Origin of the sequence: Streptomyces sp. NRRL F-2580 (genome assembly GCF_000720115.1) — a bacterium.
In the GTDB taxonomy this organism is placed as follows: Bacteria; Actinomycetota; Actinomycetes; order Streptomycetales; family Streptomycetaceae; genus Streptomyces.
The window spans coordinates 23122-40877 of record NZ_JOIR01000008.1 but is presented as its reverse complement, the minus strand read 5'-3'; the positions used below and the strand labels follow the sequence as shown (position 1 = coordinate 40877).

The following is a 17756-nucleotide window of genomic DNA, read 5'->3' as shown; positions in this document are numbered from 1 at the left end:
AGAGGAACCGTGATCTCCGAAGAGCTGAAGGCCGAACTGCTGGACGTGGGCCTGGAGGCCGCCCGCCAGGCCGGGGCTCTGCTGCGCGACGGCCGGCCGGCCGATCTGGCGGTGGCGGCGACCAAGAGCAGCCCGATCGACGTGGTGACCGAGATGGACATCGCGGCGGAGAAGCTGATCACCGGCATCCTCGCCGAGCGGCGGCCCGAGGACGGGCTGCTGGGCGAGGAGGGCGCGGACACCCCGGGGACCAGCGGGGTCCGCTGGGTCGTCGACCCGCTCGACGGCACCGTGAACTACCTCTACGGGCTCCCGAGCTGGGGCGTGTCCATCGCCGCCGAGTACGACGGCGAGACCGTGGTGGGCGTCGTGGCGGCGCCCATGCGCGGGGAGACGTACCACGCGGTGCTCGGCGGCGGGGCCTGGCTGGGCACGGCGCGCCTCGCGTGCCGGCCGGCGGCGCCGCTGGACCAGGCACTGCTCGGCACGGGCTTCGCGTACGTGCAGACCCGGCGGGCCCACCAGGCCGAGATCGCGGCCCGGATCATCCCGCTGGTACGGGACATCCGGCGGGGCGGGTCGGCGGCGCTGGACCTGTGCGACGTGGCCGCCGGGCGGCTGGACGGGTACTACGAGCGGGGGCTGAACCCCTGGGACCTGGCCGCCGGCGAGCTGATCGCGCGGGAGGCAGGGGCCGTGACGGGCGGCCGGCCGGGGGAGCGGGCCTCGGGGGAGCTGACGCTGGCGGCCACCCCCGCGGTGTTCGCCTCGATGCAGCCGCTGCTGGAGGAGTCCGGGGCCTGGCACGACTGACCGGTCCCGCGGCGCCCCGGCCCGGTCGGGGCGGGCCGCAGTCGCCGGAAGCACGCGAACCCCGGCTGCCCGAGAGGGCGGCCGGGGTTCGCGCCGTGCGGGAGCCGTGAGGGATCAGCAGGTCGGCTCGGGTCGGGTCGGCAAGGTCAGGTCAGCAGGCGGGCACGGTGGCCGTGACCGGCACCCCGTGCTCGGCGGCGAGGCGCTGGAGGTCTTCCAGCTCCGCCTGTTCCACTTCCGCGAGGAAGTCGTCGCCCGTCTCGCGGGCGTGCATGAGGTCCGACTGCGTCGCCCTGATGCGCTGCAGGAGACCCGCGGTGAATGCGTCCATGATGGGTTCGCCCCCTCTTCGTGGGTCGGCGGCGGCACGTGGCTGTCCGCCGTCAGGGAGTGGATGGGGTGTGGTGACGTCCTCCCCGGCGCTCCGGGCGCAGAAACCTCTCAAGGCCAGGGAATCCTCACTTCCGTACCGTGAGCCCCTCCACGAGCCGCCTTACAGCCGGTTTACGGCCGAAACGTGCAGGATGGACGACGCAATACACGTGTGCCCTTCTGGGCTCGGAGGAAGGAAACGACGTGCGCGTACTCGTCGTCGAGGACGAGCAGCTGCTCGCCGATGCGGTGGCCACCGGACTGCGCCGGGAGGCCATGGCCGTGGACGTCGTGTACGACGGCGCCGCCGCCCTGGAGCGGGTCGGCGTGAACGACTACGACGTGGTCGTGCTCGACCGGGACCTCCCGCTCGTGCACGGCGACGACGTGTGCCGGAAGATCGTCGAGCTCGGCATGCCCACCCGCGTGCTCATGCTGACCGCCTCGGGTGACGTCAGCGACCGGGTGGAGGGCCTGGAGCTCGGGGCGGACGACTACCTGCCCAAGCCCTTCGCCTTCACCGAGCTGACCGCCCGCGTACGGGCCCTCGGCCGGCGCACCACGGTCGCGCTGCCGCCCGTACTGGAGCGTGCCGGGATCAAGCTGGACCCGAACCGGCGCGAGGTGTTCCGCGAGGGCAAGGAGGTGCAGCTGGCGCCGAAGGAGTTCGCGGTGCTGGAGGTCCTCATGCGCAGCGAGGGGACCGTCGTCTCCGCCGAGCAGCTGCTGGAGAAGGCCTGGGACGAGAACACCGACCCGTTCACCAACGTCGTACGGGTGACGGTCATGACCCTGCGGCGCAAGCTCGGGGAGCCGCCGGTCATCGTCACCGTGCCCGGTTCCGGATACCGGATCTGACGCGTGGCAACCAGCCCGGCGCCCCCGGCGGCGCCACCGAAACCGACCTGGGACCCCGGCCAGCCCGAGGGTCCCTTCCCGTGGCTGCGCCCGACGATCCGGATACGCCTCACGCTGCTCTACGGCGGGATGTTCCTGATCGCGGGCATCCTGTTGCTGTCGATCATCTACCTGCTGGCGGCACAGGCGCTGCGGCAGGGCAACGCCCTCATGTACGAGATCGTCGACGGCCAGAACGTCCAGGTCACCAGCACCACCTGCCCGGTGTCGAGGATCAACCAGCTCGAACAGTTCAACACCGCGATGAAGGCCTGCGCGCTGGAACAGCGCCGGCACGCCCTGGACGACCTGCTGAGCCGCTCGCTCATGGCCCTGCTGGGGCTGAGCATCATCGCCTTCGCGTTCGGCTACGCGATGGCCGGCCGGGTGCTCTCGCCGCTGGGCAAGATCACCCGTACCGCCCGCCGGGTGGTCGGCACCGACCTGACCCGGCGGATCGAGCTGGACGGGCCGGACGACGAGCTCAAGGAGCTCGCCGACACCTTCGACGAGATGCTCGACCGGCTGGAGCGGGCCTTCACAGCGCAGCAGAGGTTCGTCGCGAACGCCTCGCACGAGCTGCGCACGCCGCTCGCGATCAACCGGACCCTGCTGGAGGTGCACCTCTCCGATCCGGGGGCCCCGGTGGAGCTCCAGCAGCTGGGGAAGACCCTGCTCGCCACGAACGAGCGCAGCGAGCAGCTGGTCGAGGGCCTGCTGCTGCTGGCCCGCAGCGAGAACCAGATAGTGGAGCGCAAGCCCGTGGACCTGGCGGAGGTCGCCTCGCGCGCCGTCGACCAGGTGCGGGGCGAGGCCGAGGCGAAGGGCGTGGAGATCCGCGGCGAGCGCGCGCCGGCCGTGGTCCAGGGCAACGGCGTGCTGCTGGAGCGGATCGCCCTCAACCTGGTGCAGAACGCCGTCCGGTACAACGTGCCGGAGGCGGGCTGGGTGGAGGTCACCACCGAGGTCCAGCACGGTCAGGCGGTCCTCCTGGTATCGAACACGGGTCCCGTTGTTCCCGCGTACGAGGTGGACAACCTCTTCGAGCCCTTCAGGCGGCTGCGTACGGAGCGCACGGGCAGTGACAAGGGTGTCGGGCTGGGCCTGTCGATCGCGCGCTCCGTGGCGCGCGCACACGGCGGAAGGATCCAGACGACCCCCCGGGAAGGCGGTGGCCTCGTGATGCGTGTCACTCTTCCCTTGTGAGTCTCGCACTCCGTGTTCGCTGCTGGCTGAATGCTTGCCCTCTGAAAGCAATTGCTCCTGTGTGATCGATCACAGTGGCGAGTGTCGGTGCATGTGCGTTCAGTGACCCTGGGGCGGCCGGAAAGCCCGGGAAGTCCGGGTTTCCGGCCCCCTGTATGGCGGGAAATACACGGGGTGGCGTTTGTGCAAGACGGCCCTCGGACCGTGTACGGTCCCGGTCGTCATCCCAGCCAATCGCCCTTCAGGTGGGCGGCTGGGTGTCGATTGAGTAACAGACCTTGATGTGAGGCAAAATCTCCGCCTCAGGTCGGGCACAAGTCCGGCCTCTCGTGCGTTACGTGCGCTGAGACACCGCTAACACCCAGAGGGGGAGAGCGAACAATGGCAACGGACTACGACACCCCGCGCAAGACAGACGACGACGTCGACAACGACAGCATTGAAGAGCTGAAGGCCCGACGTAACGAGAAGTCGTCCTCGTCCGTGGACATGGACGAATTCGACTCGGCCGAGAGCCTGGAGCTTCCCGGCGCGGACCTCTCCAATGAGGAGCTGGCCGTCCGGGTCCTGCCCAAGCAGGCCGATGAGTTCACCTGCATGAGCTGCTTCCTGGTGCATCACCGCAGCCAGCTGGCGCGCGAGAAGAACGGTCAGCCGATCTGTCGCGACTGCGACTGAGAGGCGTCGGCCGTGGCTGGCTCGACACCCTTTCGGAGGCGACGCTTCCGGAAGTCTGGTGATCCGGCGGAGGCGCAGGTGGCACCCCCGGACCCGGAAACGGGTTCCGGAGGCCCCGGCGGCTCCGCCAGTGAAGCGATCGCCGTGCCCTCCGACACCGCCCCGGCGGTGCCGTCGGTCACAGAGCCCGGCGAGGGGGCCCGGCCCAGGCCCGGGGCCCGTCGGCTGCAAGCCGTCAAGAAGGGTGTACGCAAGGGCGGCGAAGGTGTCAGGCACGCCGCCCTCTACATCACCGAGAGGGTCATCGAGAACGCACCGCGCGTTCCCGTTCGGGACCTCGCGACCCTGCGCGCGCAGTTCCCGGGCCTCGGCCCCGAGCAGCTTGCCGACAAGCTGATCTCGGGCGCCGCCAACGCCACCTCGACCGTCGGCGCCGGGATCGGCGCGGCGGCCATGCTGCCCGTCCCGCCCGCGATGCCGGCGGAGCTGGCCGCGGAGATCACCGGGGTCGCCGCGATCGAGCTGAAGCTCATCGCCGAACTCCACGAGGTCTACGGGCTCCGCGCGCCCGGCAGCCTCCGGCAGCGCAGCTACGCCTACCTGACCTCCTGGACGGAGGAGCGCGGGGTCGACCTGACCAAGCCGACCACGCTGAACGCGGCGCTCGGCGGGCAGATGAAGCGCGAACTGCGACAGCAGATCATGAAGCGGATGTTCCGCAACCTTCCGAACCTGATGCCGTTCATGGTGGGCGCCGCCGTCGGCGCGGTCATGAACCGGCGCGACACCCGCAAACTCGCCGAGAAGGTCCGTGGCGACCTGCGCCGCAGGGCCGTGGCGTGGGATGCCCTGCCCGCCCTGCCGCCCCTGGAGCAGCCCACACAGCCCCTTCCCGAGGCCACCAGGGCCGCACTCGAGGGTGGGGAGCCGGGCACCCACGGCTGAGACCGGCCGCAGCCGGGCGCGCGGGCGCTACTCGGACGGGACGGCCCGGGCCTTCGCCGCGCGGATCGCCGCGACCAGGGCCGCGGGCTCGCGGGTGGAGACGTAGACGTACGGGGTCGGGTCCGCGGGGTCGGTGACCTCGACGCGGACCGCGGTCGGCACGTAACTGCGCAGCAGCATGAAGGCGCGCGTGTCCGCCTTGTGCGTGCGCCAGGCGCGCGACTCCTCGGCGTCCAGCACCTCCGGCTCACCCAGCGCGGTCACCGGGATCCGCGCCTCGCCGACCGCCAGCGCCCCGTTCACCACGCGCACGCGCGCGGAACCGTACGAGCTCACCAGCAGTCCGCTCAGCGCGGTGCCCCCGACCAGGCCGGCCAGCAGCGGCATCGTGCCCAGCGGCAGCAGCATCAGCGCGCACGCGAGGCCGGTCAGTACGGCGATGCCCCACCAGGAGCGGGGGGCGGTCAGACGTTCGTCGTGGTGCGCGGGGGAGAGCTGCATGAGCTCAAGCCTGCCACGGGGCGACCGGTGGGTAGCCGCGCGGGTAAGGTCTGCGGCTGTGAGTGGACGAAACACAGCGTTGACGCCCCCGGCCGATGCCACGGCGCCGGTCCGGCACCCCGATGCCCCGGCACCCGGAGAGCTCCTCGGTGCGCACTACGAGCACTGTTTCGGCTGCGGCGAGGGCCAGCCGCACGGCCTCCACCTGGAGGCCCGCGCGGGCGAGGGCGTGCGCGTCACCGCCGAGTTCACCGTCAAGCCCGCACACCAGGGCGCTCCCGGCCTCGCCCACGGCGGCGTGCTCGCCACCGCGCTCGACGAGACGCTGGGCTCCCTGAACTGGCTGCTGCGCGTCATCGCGGTGACGGGGCGGCTGGAGACCGACTTCGTACGGCCCGTGCCCGTGGACACCGTGCTGTACCTGGAGGCCGAGGTCACCGCCGTCGCCGGGCGGAAGATCTACTGCACCGCCGTCGGCCGGATAGGCGGCCCGCAGGGCCCGGTCGCCGTGCGCGCCGACGCCCTCTTCATCGAGGTGAAGGTCGACCACTTCATCGACAACGGTCGGCCCGAGGAGATCCGGGCGGCGATGGCCGACCCGGACCAGGTCAGGCGCGCACGCGCCTTCGAGGTGAACCCCTGATGTCCCTGAACCACAACGGACCCCGCCACGAGGTCGACGTGCTGATCCGCCGCGTCGATCCGGAGGTCCCCATTCCCGCGTACGGCCACCCCGGCGACGCCGGCTGCGACCTGGTGACGACCCAGGCCGCGGAGCTGGCGCCCGGCGAGCGGACCGTGCTGCCCACCGGAGTGTCCATCGCCCTGCCCGACGGGTACGCGGCGTTCGTGCACCCCAGGTCCGGCCTGGCCGCACGCTGCGGGCTAGCCCTCGTGAATGCCCCGGGGACGGTGGATGCCGGGTACCGTGGGGAGATCAAGGTGATCGTGGTCAATCTCGACCCTCGCGAGAGCGTCCGGTTCGAGCGTTTCGACCGCATTGCCCAGCTGGTTGTCCAGCGGGTCGAGAAGGTGCGCTTCCACGAGGTGGCGGAACTTCCCGGCTCGGCCCGGGCCGAGGGGGGCTTCGGCTCCACCGGCGGTCATGCGGCCGTGGCCGGATCCGGGGCTGGTCAGCAGGGTGGGAATGGCTACGCTTCGGTCGTAACCGACCGGGAAGGACAGTGACGTGTTCGGACGTCGCAAGAAGAACGACTCCGCCAAGGACGGCGGCGCGGCCGAGCAGGTCGTAGACGGCGTCGGCTCCGGTGAGCCGGACGACGCGGGCGAGCAGGACGGCGCTGCCACGCCGCGCCGCGTGAACCTGCCTCCCGCCCCGCGGCCCGACGGCCCGTGGGACGTCTCCGAGGTGCTCGGGAACCCGGCCGACGGCCGGGTCGACCTGGGCGGCATCCTCGTACCCGGTGTCGAGGGCATGGAACTGCGCGTCGAGGTCGCGGGTGACGCGATCGTGGCCGCGACCGTGGTCCTGGGCGACAGTGCCGTGCAGCTGCAGGCCTTCGCCGCGCCCAAGAAGGAAGGCATCTGGGGCGAGGTCCGCGAAGAGATCGCCGCGGGCATCACCCAGCAGGGCGGCATCATCGACGAGGCCCAGGGTTCGCTGGGCTGGGAGCTGCGCGCACAGGTGCCCGTACCGCTCCCGGACGGACAGACCGGCGCCCAGCTGGTCCGCTTCGTCGGCGTCGACGGTCCGCGCTGGTTCCTGCGCGGCGTCATCTCCGGCCAGGGCGCGGTGCGCCCCGAGTCGGCGGGCGTGCTGGAGCAGATCTTCCGGGACACCGTCGTCGTCCGCGGCGACGGCCCGATGGCCCCCCGCGACCCGATCGTCCTGAAGCTGCCGAACGACGCCCAGATGGTGCCGGACGGCGTGCAGACGGAGGAGCAGGAAGGCTCCCGCTTCGGCGGCGGCATGGGCCAGCTGGAGCGCGGCCCGGAGATCACCGAGGTCCGCTGACCTCGGACGGCCCCGTGCGCACAGGGGGCCGTCGCATGTTTTCGGCCGGTGGGCCCCACTCCTTCGGGGTGGGGCCCACCGGTCTTCGCGCGCCCGCCCGTGCCCGCCGCGCGGGGACCCCGCCCGCGGCGTCAGGGATCCGTCAGGGATCGGCGCCCGGGCGGTGATCGGGGCATGGTCGTCCCGGACGTCCCCGAGAATGGGCGCATGGGACGCGGCAAGCTCAGGATCTATCTCGGCGCGGCACCCGGTGTGGGCAAGACCTACGCGATGCTCTCCGAGGGCCACCGCAGGGTGGAGCGGGGCGCGGACCTCGTCGTCGGCTTCGTCGAGCACCACGGGCGGCCGCGCACGGAGGTCATGCTGCACGGTCTCGAACGGGTGGAGCGCAAGGCCCTCACCTACCGCGGAGCCTCCTTCACCGAGATGGACGTGGACGCGCTGCTCGCCCGCGGCCCCGCCATCGCGCTCGTCGACGAACTCGCGCACACCAACGTGCCCGGCTCGCGCAACGCCAAGCGCTGGCAGGACGTCGAGGAGCTGCTGCGGGCCGGGATCGACGTCGTGTCCACGGTCAACATCCAGCACCTGGAGTCCCTGGGGGACGTGGTCGAGTCGATCACCGGGGTGCGGCAGCGGGAGACCGTGCCCGACGAGGTGGTCCGCCGGGCCGACCAGATCGAGCTGGTCGACATGTCCCCGCAGGCGCTGCGCCGGCGGATGGCGCACGGGAACATATACAAGCCCGAGAAGGTCGACGCGGCCCTGTCCAACTACTTCCGGCCCGGCAACCTCACGGCCCTGCGCGAGCTGGCGCTGCTGTGGGTCGCCGACCGGGCGGACGAGTACCTCCAGCAGTACCGGGGCGAGCACGGCATCCGCTCGACCTGGCAGGCGCGCGAGCGGATCGTCGTCGGGCTGACCGGCGGGCCGGAGGGGCGCACGCTCGTCCGGCGCGCCTCGCGGATGGCGGCCAAGGGCTCGGGCAGCGAGCTCCTCGCCGTCTACATCGCCCGCAGCGACGGGCTGACCGCGGCCTCGCCGAAGGAGCTCGCGGTCCAGCGGACCCTGGTCGAGGACCTGGGCGGAACGTTTCACCATGTGATCGGCGACGACATTCCGGACGCGCTGCTGGAGTTCGCGCGCGGGGTCAACGCCACCCAGATCGTGCTCGGCTCCAGCCGCCGCCGCTCGTGGCAGTACGTCTTCGGCCCCGGCGTCGGCGCGAGCGTGGCCCGCGACTCCGGACCCGACCTCGACGTGCACATCGTCACGCACGAGGAGGTCGCCAAGGGGCGCGGCCTGCCCGTGGTGCGCTCGGCGGCCCGGCTCGGGCGGCCCCGGATCCTCGCCGGCTGGCTGGTGGGCGTGGTCTTCCCGCCGTTGCTGTGCCTGCTGCTGACGCATGTCGCGTGGGACCCCGGCCTCGCCAACGACATGCTGCTCTTCCTGGCGCTGACGGTCGCGGCGGCGCTGCTCGGCGGCCTCTGGCCGGCCCTCGCCTCCGCCGCCGTCGGCTCCCTGCTGCTGAACTACTACTTCGCCCCGCCGCTGCACCGGTTCGCCGTCTCCGACGCCCGGAACATCGTCGCCATCGCCGTCTTCGTCGGCGTGGCCGTCTCCGTGGCGTCCGTGGTCGATCTGGCCGCGCGGCGCACCCACCAGGCGGCCCGGCTGCGCGCCGAGTCCGAGATCCTCTCCTTCCTGGCCGGCAGCGTGCTGCGCGGCGAGACCACGCTGGACGCGCTGCTGGAGCGGGTGCGAGAGACCTTCGCGATGGAGTCGGTGGCCCTGCTGGAGCGGGAGAACGACGTGGACCCCTGGAAGCCGGCCGGCAGCGTCGGCCCGCGCCCCGCCGAGCGGCCCGAGGACGCCGATGTGGACATGCCCATCGGCGACCACATGGCGCTGGCCCTGTCCGGGCGGGTCCTGCCCGCCGAGGACCGCCGGGTGCTGGGTGCCTTCGCGGCCCAGGCGGCCGTGGTCCTGGACCGCCAGCGGCTGGTCGGCGAGGCCGAGGAGGCCCGCCGGCTGGCCGAGGGGAACCGGATCCGGACCGCGCTGCTGGCCGCCGTCAGCCATGACCTCCGTACGCCGCTGGCCTCCATCAAGGCCTCCGTGAGCTCCTTGCGCTCCGACGACGTGGAGTGGTCCGAGCAGGACCGGGCGGAGCTCCTGGAAGGCATTGAGGAGGGCGCCGACCGCCTCGACCACCTCGTGGGCAACCTGCTCGACATGTCCCGGCTGCAGACCGGCACCGTCACCCCGCTCATCCGGGAGATCTACCTCGACGAGGTGGTCCCGATGGCGCTGGGCGGCGTACCGGAGGACAGCGTGCTGCTGGACGTGCCCGAGACGCTGCCCATGGTGGCGGTGGACCCGGGGCTGCTGGAGCGGTCCGTCGCCAACGTGGTGGAGAACGCCGTCAAGTACAGCCCGCCCGGGCAACCGGTGCTGGTGGCGGCCAGCTGCCTCGGCGACCGCGTCGAGGTACGGGTCGTCGACCGCGGGCCGGGGGTCCCCGAGGAGGCCAGGGACCGGATCTTCGCCCCCTTCCAGCGGCACGGTGACGCCCCGCGCGGGTCCGGAGTGGGCCTCGGGCTCGCGGTCGCCCGCGGATTCGCCGAGGCCATGGACGGCACCCTGACGGCCGAGGACACCCCCGGCGGAGGGCTGACGATGGTGCTCACCCTGCGGGCGGTGCCCCCCGGACCCGTTGAACCGGTGGAACCCATGGAACGAGATCACGACAGTGATCGGATGACACGACAGAAGGCAGGACCTCAATGACCCGGGTGCTCGTGGTGGAAGACGAGCCGCAGATCGTCCGAGCCCTTGTGATCAACCTGAAGGCCCGCCAGTACGAGGTGGACGCCGCGGCCGACGGCGCGAGCGCGCTGGAGCTCGCGGCGGCCCGCCACCCCGACGTGGTCGTCCTCGACCTCGGACTCCCCGACATGGACGGCATCGAGGTGATCAAGGGCCTGCGGGGCTGGACCCGGGTGCCGATCCTGGTCCTCTCCGCCCGCCAGACCTCCGACGAGAAGGTCGAGGCGCTGGACGCGGGGGCCGACGACTACGTCACCAAGCCCTTCGGCATGGACGAGCTGCTGGCCCGGCTGCGCGCCGCCGTCCGCCGCGCCGAACCCTCGGCCGGTTCCGGCGAGGACGAGGTGATCGTGGAGACCGAGGGCTTCACGGTGGACCTGGCCGCGAAGAAGGCCGTGCGCGAGGGGCGCGACGTACGCCTGACGCCGACCGAGTGGCACCTGCTGGAGGTGCTGGTCCGCAACGGCGGCAAGCTGGTCGGCCAGAAGCAGCTGCTCCAGGAGGTCTGGGGGCCGTCGTACGGCACCGAGACCAACTATCTGCGGGTCTACATGGCCCAACTGCGGCGCAAGCTGGAGGCGGAACCCTCGCACCCCCGGCACTTCATCACCGAACCGGGCATGGGATACCGCTTCGAGAGGTAGTGGGCACGCCGGTAGGCTTCCTTGTATGAGTGCTGAACCGCGTCCCGAGAAGCTCGCGAAGCCGGCCAGGCCGGCGGGCCGGTTCCGCCGGATGATCGAGCGGCTGTCCACGTCGCAGGAGGAGCTGCATTCGGCGGAGCTGCAGGAGGACGCAGAAGCCGCGGGGTGCACGCGTATCTGCGACTGCCACGACCGCCAGATAGTCAAGGTGACCGGAACCCTGCGTACCGTCACCCTGCGGCCGCGGGCGGGCGTCCCCGCGCTGGAAGCGGAGCTCTTCGACGGCTCCGCCGCCCTGGACGTGGTCTGGCTCGGGCGTCGCTCGATCGTGGGAATCGAGCCGGGACGACGCATGATCGCCTCCGGGCGCATCTCGATGAGTCATGGCCGTCGGGTGCTCTTCAACCCGAAGTACGAACTCCGACCGCTCGGACAGGAGCACTGACCGGTGACGTCATTCGACAAACCGACCCCCCCGGAACCCGCCGCCACGCCGTCCGAGGACCAGAGCGCGGTGACGCAGGCGGCGCTGTTCGACGCCTTCGGAGGCATCCGGGGCACCGTGGAGACGATGCTCCCCGGGTTGCTCTTCGTCATGATCTACACGATCAACAAGGACCTGAAGTGGTCCGCCTTCGCCGCGGGCGCCGTCGCGGTGCTCCTGGTGATCGTCCGGCTGCTGCGCAAGGACACGGTGAAGCACGCCTTCAGCGGGGTCTTCGGCGTGGGTGTGGGCGTGGCCTTCGCCCTCTTCACGGGCAGCCCGAAGGGCTTCTACCTGCCGGGCATGATCTACGGGGCCGGGCTCGGGGTGGCCTTCACGCTCTCCGCGCTGGTGGGCTTCCCGCTGCTGGGCGTGATCCTGGGCCCGGTGTTCAAGGAGAACCTGTCCTGGCGCACCCGCAACCCCGGGCGCAAGAAGGCGTACACCAAGGCCAGCCTGGCCTGGGGCCTGATCTTCCTCGCCAAGTACGCGATCCTCTTCCCGCTGTACTGGTGGGGTGACGCGACGCAGCTGGGCTGGGTGCTGATCGGGCTGAAGCTGCCGCCGATAGTGCTCGCGGTGTACTTCACCTGGGTCTTCCTGGCGAAGGCGCCGCCGCCGATCGACGTGATCGCGGAGTGGGAGGCGAAGGAGGCTGCGGAGGCCGCCGCCAAGGGGCCGAAGGCCTGAGGGCCCACAGCTGACGAAAGGGGCGGGACCGGCCCGGATGGCCGGTTCCGCCCCTTTCGTGCTGCCGGGCCCCGCCCGCCGGGCGGCACTGCGTGCGCCATCCTGGCGGCGGGAGCGCGTCTGTGGGCGCAGGGTGAGCCCGCAGACGCCGGCGGCCTGCGGCGCGCGGCCGGGCCCGTGGCGCGCGGCCGCCGGGGCCGCCGGGGCCGTCCACGGTCCGCGACGTGCCCGGGAGCGGGCGTTCGTGTCGGGCCGGCCCGAGGGCGGGAAGCCCGAAGGGGGCGCGCCCTGCGGGGCGCGCCCCCTTCGTCGTCGAGCGTGACCGCAGGGCCAAGGGCTAGCCGCGGGCCTGGAGGAGGTCCTCCAGCTGCTCCTCGCGGGCCTGGGCGGCCACGAAGAGGAGCTCGTCGCCCGGCTCCAGGGTCTCCTCGCCGTGCGGGGTGAGCACCCGGTTGCCGCGGATGATCGTGACCAGCGAGGTGTCCTCGGGCCAGGTGATCTCGCTGATCTGGGTGCCCGCGACCGAGGAGTCGGCCGGCAGGGTCAGCTCGACGAGGTTGGCGTCGCCGTGGCTGAAGCGCAGCAGCCGCACCAGGTCGCCGACGCTGACGGCCTCCTCGACCAGGGCCGACATCAGGCGCGGCGTGGAGACGGCCACGTCGACGCCCCAGGACTCGTTGAAGAGCCACTCGTTCTTGGGGTTGTTCACACGGGCCACCACGCGCGGCACCCCGTACTCGGTCTTGGCGAGCAGCGAGACGACGAGGTTGACCTTGTCGTCGCCGGTCGCCGCGATGACCACGTTGCAGCGCTGGAGCGCCGCCTCGTCGAGCGAGGTGATCTCGCAGGCGTCGGCCAGCAGCCACTCGGCCTGCGGCACCCGCTCCACCGAGATGGCGGTCGGCGCCTTGTCGACCAGAAGCACCTCGTGGCCGTTCTCCAGCAGTTCGCCCGCGATGGAGCGACCCACCGCGCCTGCCCCGGCGATCGCGACCCTCATGCGTGTGCCTCCTCAGGACCTTCGGCGAACGCCGCCTCGACCTTGTCGATCTCGTCCGTGCGCATCATCACGTGGACGAGGTCGCCCTCCTGGAGGACGGTCGCCGACGTGGGCAGCATGGCCTCGCCCAAGCGGGTGAGGAAGGCGACGCGGACGCCGGTCTCCTCCTGGAGCTTGCTGACCTTGTGCCCGATCCACGCGGCGGAGGTGTGCACCTCGGCGAGCTGCACGCCGCCACTCGGGTCGCGCCACAGCGGCTCGGCGCCCGACGGCAGCAGCCGGCGCAGCATCTGATCGGCGGTCCACCGCACGGTGGCGACCGTGGGGATGCCGAGGCGCTGGTAAACCTCGGCGCGCTTGGGGTCGTAGATGCGGGCGGCGACGTTCTCGACGCCGAACATTTCCCGGGCCACGCGGGCGGCGATGATGTTGGAATTGTCACCACTGCTGACGGCGGCGAAGGCGCCCGCGTCCTCGATTCCCGCCTCCCTCAGGGTGTCCTGGTCGAAGCCGACCCCGGTGACGCGGCGACCGCCGAATCCGGCGCCGAGCCGGCGGAATGCGGTGGGGTCCTGGTCGACGACGGCGACCGTATGTCCCTGCTGTTCCAGGGTTTGCGCGAGGGCGGAGCCCACTCTTCCGCAGCCCATAATGACGATGTGCACGGCCGTCCTTCCGGCTGTCAGCGACTCGCTGGTTCCCAGCCTCATTGCATGCTCTGGTTTAACAGGGTCTCAGACCATGGCCCAAGCTACACACGGGCGGTCACCGGTGGGGCCCCTTGCGCGGCAGTCGTGGCGCGGTCGGGGAGGAATTGCGGCGGGATTGCGGTGTAAGGGGGTGCGGGGTTCGTCAGGTTGATTTCGAACGCTTACGATCCTCTGCGTGTCCAAACTGACCGACGTGCCCAAACGGATCCTGATCGGCCGGGCGCTACGCAGCGACCGCCTCGGAGAAACACTCCTTCCCAAGCGGATCGCCCTTCCTGTCTTCGCGTCCGACCCGCTCTCCTCGGTGGCATATGCCCCTGGCGAGGTCCTGCTGGTCCTGTCGATCGCGGGCGTGTCGGCGTACCATTTCAGCCCCTGGATCGCGCTCGCGGTCGTCGTGCTGATGTTCACGGTCGTCGCGTCGTACCGCCAGAACGTCCACGCCTACCCGAGCGGTGGCGGGGACTACGAGGTCGCCAACACGAACCTCGGACCCAAGGCCGGCCTGACCGTGGCGAGCGCCCTGCTCGTCGACTACGTCCTGACCGTCGCCGTGTCGATCTCCTCCGGAGTCGAGAACCTCGGCTCCGCGGTGCATTTCGTCATCGAGCACAAGGTGCTCTCGGCGACCGTCATGATCCTTCTGCTCACGCTGATGAACCTGCGCGGTGTGAAGGAATCCGGCAAGCTCTTCGCGATCCCGACCTATATCTTCGTCGCCGCCGTATTCGTCATGATCGGCTGGGGTGCCTGGAAGGGCATCGTCCTCGGCGAGACCCTGACGGCACCGACCGCCGACCTCGAGATCAAACCCGAGCAACAGGGGCTGGCCGGTTTCGCGATGGTCTTCCTGCTGCTGAGGGCCTTCTCGTCCGGCTGTGCGGCCCTGACCGGCGTCGAGGCCATCAGCAACGGCGTACCCGCCTTCCGCAAGCCGAAGAGCAAGAACGCCGCGTCCACCCTGGCCTACATGGGCGGCCTGGCGGTCACCATGTTCTGCGGGATCATCGGCCTGGCCATGGCCAGCGACGTGAGGATGGCCGAGAACCCCGCCGAGGACCTGCTGGCGAACGGCGTCCCGGTCGGCCCCGAGTACATCCAGAACCCGGTGATCTCGCAGGTGGCCGAGGCCGTCTTCGGTGATGGCAGCTTCCTCTTCATCCTGCTCGCCGCGGCCACCGCGCTGGTGCTCTTCCTCGCGGCGAACACCGCGTACAACGGCTTCCCGCTGCTCGGTTCGATCCTCGCGCAGGACCGCTACCTGCCGCGCCAGCTGCACACCCGGGGTGACAGGCTCGCCTTCTCCAACGGCATCGTGCTCCTCGCCGGCGCCGCGATCCTGCTCGTCTGGATCTACGAAGCGGACTCGACCAAGCTGATCCAGCTCTACATCGTCGGCGTGTTCGTCTCCTTCACGCTGAGCCAGATCGGCATGGTCCGGCACTGGAACCGCCACCTGAAGACGGAGCGCGACGCCGCCGCCCGCCGTCGGATGCACCGCTCCCGGGCGATCAACGCCTTCGGCGCCTTCTTCACCGGCATGGTGCTGGTCATCGTCCTCGCCACCAAGTTCACCCACGGCGCGTGGGTGGCCCTGCTCGGCATGCTGATCTTCTACGGCACCATGAGCGCGATCCGGAAGCACTACGACCGCGTCTCCGCCGAGATCGCCGCCGCCGAGGGCCCCAGCGACGACAGCGTGCGGCCCTCCCGCGTCCACTCCATCGTCCTGGTCTCCAAGGTCCACAAGCCCACGCTGCGGGCCCTGGCCTTCGCCAAGCTGACCCGCTCGGACACCCTGGAAGCGCTCAGCATCAGCGTCGACCCGGCCGAGACCAAGGCACTGCGCGACGAGTGGGACCGGCGCGGGATCAACGTTCCGCTCAAGATCCTCGACTCGCCGTACCGGGAGATCACCCGCCCGGTGGTCGAGTACGTGAAGGGCCTGCGCAGCGAGAACCCGCGCGACGCCGTCAGCGTCTACATCCCGGAGTACGTCGTCGGACGCTGGTACGAGCACCTGCTGCACAACCAGAGCGCCCTGCGCCTCAAGGGCCGGCTGCTCTTCACGCCGGGTGTGATGGTCACCTCGGTGCCCTATCAGCTGGAGTCCTCGGAGCTCGCCAAGAAGCGGGCGAAGAAGCGCCAGGACTGGAACGCCCCGGGCGCCGTGCGCCGCGGCCCGGTGGACACCCAGCGGCCCCCGAAGGAGTCCGCCTCCAAGCGCTGAACCGGTTGGTGAACGGCCGGACGAGATCCACGTAAACTGGTGGGTCGGTCGTCCGGCCGTTTCCCGTTTCAGGTTTTTGGAGTCTTCCCACCATGACGAGCGCCGAGCAGAACGAGAAGCAGTCACTGGTGGGGGAGGAGTACGAGGTCGAGGTCGGCCCCGTCGCGCACGGCGGGCACTGCATCGCCCGGACCGAGGACGGCCGCGTCCTGTTCGTCCGCCACACCCTGCCCGGCGAGAAGGTCGTCGCGAAGGTCACCGAGGGCGACGTCGACTCCCGCTACCTGCGCGCCGACGCGATCACCGTGCTCGACGCCTCCAAGGACCGCGTCGAGGCCCCCTGTCCGTACGCCGGCCCCGGCAAGTGCGGCGGCTGCGACTGGCAGCACGCCAAGCCCGGCGCCCAGCGCCGGCTCAAGGGCGAGGTCGTCGCCGAGCAGCTGAAGCGGCTCGCCGGCCTCACCCCGGAGGAAGCCGGCTGGGACGGCACCGTGATGCCCGCCGAGGGCGACAAGCTGCCGGCCGGTCAGGTGCCGCAGTGGCGCACCCGCGTGCAGTTCGCGATCGACGAGGACGGCCGCGTCGGCCTGCGCAAGCACCGCTCGCACGACATCGAGCTGATCGACCAGTGCATGATCGCGGCGCCGGGCGTCACCGAGCTGGGCATCGAGCAGCAGGACTGGCCGCAGATGGCCACGGTCGAGGCCATCGCGGCGACAGGCTCCCAGGACCGGCAGGTCGTCCTCACCCCCCGCCCCGGCGGCCGCCTCCCGCTCGTCGAGCTGGACAAGCCGGTCTCGGTCCTGCGGGTCGAGGAGAAGGACGGCGGCGTGCACCGCGTCCACGGCCGCCCCTTCGTGCGGGAGCGCGCGGACGGCCGTACGTACCGCGTGGGCATGGGCGGCTTCTGGCAGGTCCACCCGCAGGCCGCCGACACACTCATCAAGGCCGTCATGCAGGGCCTGATGCCGCGCAAGGGCGAGATGGCCCTCGACCTGTACTGCGGCGTCGGCATCTTCGCGGGCGCGCTGGCGGAGCGCCTCGGCGAGACGGGCGCGGTACTCGGCATCGAGTCGACGAAGCGCGCGGTCGAGGACGCCCGGCACAACCTGGCCGACTTCCCGCGGGTCCGCGTGGAGCAGGGCAAGGTCGAGCAGATCCTCCCGAAGACCGGGATCACCGAGTGCGACCTGGTCGTCCTGGACCCGCCCCGCGCGGGCGCCGGCAAGCAGACGGTCCGCCACATCGCGGGCCTCTCGGCCCGCCGCGTCGCGTACGTGGCGTGCGACCCGGCAGCCCTGGCCCGCGACCTGGGCTACTTCAAGGAGAACGGCTACAAGGTCCGCACCCTGCGCGTCTTCGACCTCTTCCCGATGACGCACCACGTGGAGTGCGTGGCGATCCTGGAGCCGATCGCGAAGGGCGCCTGATCTGCAGGTTCGGCTAGTGGGCCTTATATGCACTTTGGGCGTTACGCGCGATATCGTGATGCGGATTCGGCGCTCGTGACGCACGTTTGACGCGCGTTCCGCCGGGTTGCCAGCTCCCTGATCGCGCAGGTCAGCCGGGCTTTAGGCCCGTATCCCGAGGCTTGGTATTACGAAGTCTTGACTGTTCGCTGCCATGGGTGGCCAACGCCCATGGCAGCGCCATCTGTGCATGACCACCGCCGGGCACCTGGGAATGGCGGCTGGCGGCTACTTTCAGTAGCCGCGGCCGGAGGGCTGGCCGCCGCTGACACAGATCCGCTGCACGGAGAGCGTCGTGTGCGACGGCGCACCT

General features: G+C 71.1%; 18 protein-coding genes. 14 read left to right on the top strand and 4 right to left on the bottom strand.

The genetic code is table 11. From position 1 onward, the window contains the following. The first annotated feature begins 9 nt into the window (after nt 1–9). Nucleotides 10–813 (top strand): inositol monophosphatase family protein, encoded by an 804-nt coding sequence (locus IF88_RS0110310; protein ID WP_420710932.1) that lies wholly within the window; start codon nt 10–12, stop codon nt 811–813. A 151-nt stretch (nt 814–964) separates the two neighbouring features. Here IF88_RS0110310 and IF88_RS0110305 read toward each other — a convergent pair whose 3' ends face one another. After that, complete coding sequence (locus tag IF88_RS0110305; RefSeq protein ID WP_030709532.1) at nt 965–1144, bottom strand: hypothetical protein; 180 nt, start codon at nt 1142–1144, stop codon at nt 965–967. Nucleotides 1145–1389: 245 nt separating this feature from the next. On the opposite strand from IF88_RS0110305, the gene IF88_RS0110300 reads away from it, so the two are divergent. The 4 genes from IF88_RS0110300 to IF88_RS0110285 all read left to right on the top strand — a co-directional run bounded on the left by IF88_RS0110300 (nt 1390) and on the right by IF88_RS0110285 (nt 4911). Beyond that, a complete protein-coding gene (locus IF88_RS0110300; RefSeq protein WP_030008767.1) occupies nt 1390–2043 on the top strand; it encodes a response regulator transcription factor in 654 nt (217 codons plus the stop codon). A gap of 3 nt (nt 2044–2046) precedes the next feature. After that, the gene (locus tag IF88_RS0110295; RefSeq protein WP_030709530.1) at nt 2047–3288 is read left to right on the top strand and encodes a sensor histidine kinase; all 1242 of its coding nucleotides are present in this window, start codon (nt 2047–2049) and stop codon (nt 3286–3288) included. Between the two features lie 381 nt (nt 3289–3669). Beyond that, nucleotides 3670–3966, top strand: a complete 297-nt coding sequence (locus IF88_RS0110290) for a DUF4193 domain-containing protein (protein WP_030036261.1) — start codon at nt 3670–3672, stop codon at nt 3964–3966. A gap of 12 nt (nt 3967–3978) precedes the next feature. Continuing rightward, on the top strand, nt 3979–4911 hold the full coding sequence (locus IF88_RS0110285; RefSeq protein WP_030709526.1) for a hypothetical protein: 933 nt from the start codon (nt 3979–3981) through the stop codon (nt 4909–4911). 27 nt (nt 4912–4938) lie between these two features. On the opposite strand, the gene IF88_RS0110280 is transcribed toward IF88_RS0110285, so the two are convergent. After that, complete coding sequence (locus IF88_RS0110280) at nt 4939–5412, bottom strand: DUF3093 domain-containing protein (RefSeq protein WP_030709524.1); 474 nt, start codon at nt 5410–5412, stop codon at nt 4939–4941. A gap of 58 nt (nt 5413–5470) precedes the next feature. On the opposite strand from IF88_RS0110280, the gene IF88_RS0110275 reads away from it, so the two are divergent. The 7 genes from IF88_RS0110275 (at nt 5471) to IF88_RS0110245 (ending at nt 12034) form a co-directional block, all read left to right on the top strand. After that, nucleotides 5471–6055, top strand: coding sequence for a PaaI family thioesterase (locus IF88_RS0110275; RefSeq protein ID WP_030709522.1), 585 nt, complete (start codon nt 5471–5473; stop codon nt 6053–6055). After that, complete coding sequence (gene dut, locus IF88_RS0110270) at nt 6055–6600, top strand: dUTP diphosphatase (RefSeq protein WP_030709520.1); 546 nt, start codon at nt 6055–6057, stop codon at nt 6598–6600. The genes IF88_RS0110275 and dut overlap by 1 nt, the downstream gene beginning before the upstream one ends. Before the next feature lies 1 nt (nt 6601). Further along, nucleotides 6602–7387 carry a DUF3710 domain-containing protein gene (locus IF88_RS0110265; protein WP_030709518.1) on the top strand — a complete coding sequence of 262 codons (786 nt, stop codon included), beginning with the start codon at nt 6602–6604 and terminating at the stop codon, nt 7385–7387. A 207-nt stretch (nt 7388–7594) separates the two neighbouring features. Next, nucleotides 7595–10177, top strand: coding sequence for a sensor histidine kinase (locus tag IF88_RS0110260; protein ID WP_078892828.1), 2583 nt, complete (start codon nt 7595–7597; stop codon nt 10175–10177). Then, complete coding sequence (locus IF88_RS0110255; RefSeq protein WP_030709514.1) at nt 10174–10860, top strand: response regulator; 687 nt, start codon at nt 10174–10176, stop codon at nt 10858–10860. The genes IF88_RS0110260 and IF88_RS0110255 overlap by 4 nt, the downstream gene beginning before the upstream one ends. Nucleotides 10861–10885: 25 nt before the next feature. Continuing rightward, entirely contained in the window at nt 10886–11305 is a 420-nt protein-coding gene (locus tag IF88_RS0110250; protein ID WP_078892815.1) for an OB-fold nucleic acid binding domain-containing protein, read from the top strand. A 3-nt stretch (nt 11306–11308) separates the two neighbouring features. Then, nucleotides 11309–12034 (top strand): DUF3159 domain-containing protein, encoded by a 726-nt coding sequence (locus IF88_RS0110245; protein WP_030709510.1) that lies wholly within the window; start codon nt 11309–11311, stop codon nt 12032–12034. A gap of 337 nt (nt 12035–12371) precedes the next feature. On the opposite strand, the gene IF88_RS0110240 is transcribed toward IF88_RS0110245, so the two are convergent. After that, the gene (locus tag IF88_RS0110240) at nt 12372–13034 is read right to left on the bottom strand and encodes a potassium channel family protein (protein WP_030709508.1); all 663 of its coding nucleotides are present in this window, start codon (nt 13032–13034) and stop codon (nt 12372–12374) included. Then, nucleotides 13031–13699, bottom strand: a complete 669-nt coding sequence (locus tag IF88_RS0110235) for a potassium channel family protein (RefSeq protein WP_030385679.1) — start codon at nt 13697–13699, stop codon at nt 13031–13033. The genes IF88_RS0110240 and IF88_RS0110235 overlap by 4 nt, the downstream gene beginning before the upstream one ends. Before the next feature lie 220 nt (nt 13700–13919). Here IF88_RS0110235 and IF88_RS0110230 point away from each other — a divergent pair, with 220 nt between their 5' ends. After that, nucleotides 13920–15974 (top strand): APC family permease, encoded by a 2055-nt coding sequence (locus IF88_RS0110230; RefSeq protein ID WP_030709506.1) that lies wholly within the window; start codon nt 13920–13922, stop codon nt 15972–15974. 92 nt (nt 15975–16066) lie between these two features. Next, nucleotides 16067–17404: a class I SAM-dependent RNA methyltransferase gene (locus tag IF88_RS0110225; protein ID WP_030709504.1), complete on the top strand. Its 1338-nt coding sequence runs from the start codon at nt 16067–16069 to the stop codon at nt 17402–17404. Nucleotides 17405–17756 lie beyond the last annotated feature (352 nt).

Excerpts from the sequence above, each read along its gene's own strand:
- IF88_RS0110305 (WP_030709532.1), bottom strand. The coding sequence starts at position 1,144 with ATGGACGCATTCACCGCGGGTCTCCTGCAGCGCATCAGGGCGACGCAG.
- IF88_RS0110290 (WP_030036261.1), top strand. The coding sequence starts at position 3,670 with ATGGCAACGGACTACGACACCCCGCGCAAGACAGACGACGACGTCGAC.
- IF88_RS0110225 (WP_030709504.1), top strand. The coding sequence starts at position 16,067 with ATGACGAGCGCCGAGCAGAACGAGAAGCAGTCACTGGTGGGGGAGGAG.
- IF88_RS0110260 (WP_078892828.1), top strand. The coding sequence starts at position 7,595 with ATGGGACGCGGCAAGCTCAGGATCTATCTCGGCGCGGCACCCGGTGTG.
- IF88_RS0110250 (WP_078892815.1), top strand. The coding sequence starts at position 10,886 with ATGAGTGCTGAACCGCGTCCCGAGAAGCTCGCGAAGCCGGCCAGGCCG.
- IF88_RS0110255 (WP_030709514.1), top strand. The coding sequence starts at position 10,174 with ATGACCCGGGTGCTCGTGGTGGAAGACGAGCCGCAGATCGTCCGAGCC.
- dut (WP_030709520.1), top strand. The coding sequence starts at position 6,055 with ATGTCCCTGAACCACAACGGACCCCGCCACGAGGTCGACGTGCTGATC.
- IF88_RS0110240 (WP_030709508.1), bottom strand. The coding sequence starts at position 13,034 with ATGAGGGTCGCGATCGCCGGGGCAGGCGCGGTGGGTCGCTCCATCGCG.
- IF88_RS0110280 (WP_030709524.1), bottom strand. The coding sequence starts at position 5,412 with ATGCAGCTCTCCCCCGCGCACCACGACGAACGTCTGACCGCCCCCCGC.